The sequence below is a fragment of the Aliidiomarina sp. B3213 genome, assembly GCF_003290085.1.
In the GTDB taxonomy this organism is placed as follows: Bacteria; Pseudomonadota; Gammaproteobacteria; order Enterobacterales; family Alteromonadaceae; genus Aliidiomarina.
Map to the genome: position 1 here is coordinate 1 of NZ_QMKJ01000028.1, position 272 is coordinate 272.

A 272-nucleotide genomic window follows, 5' to 3' on the forward strand; every position below is an offset into this window, starting at 1 on the left:
GGCGACTATGATGGCGGCTTCACCTATATCCATCCTCGCCTGGCCTTCGGCATTGGCGACACCTGGGCGCTGACGCTGGGTTACCAGTACGTCAAACTCGACCTCACCCAGGAGAAGTCGTCCAACCGCGAGAATGAATACGATATCGATTTCAGAGGGCCCACACTGTTCCTGAATTACCGCTTCTAACTGAGGCTGATCCGAGCGGCATTAACGTCTCTGCAATCCTGCAACCATTCCTTCTGGACCTGATTTTATGTCTGTACTTGCCC

Annotated in this window: 1 protein-coding gene; it reads left to right on the top strand. The window is 53.7% G+C overall.

Translation table 11 applies throughout. The annotated features are described in order from the left end of the window. Positions 1–189: hypothetical protein (locus DQX04_RS12485; RefSeq protein ID WP_370443892.1), on the top strand; the 189-nt coding region annotated here is incomplete at its 5' end. Positions 190–272 lie beyond the last annotated feature (83 nt).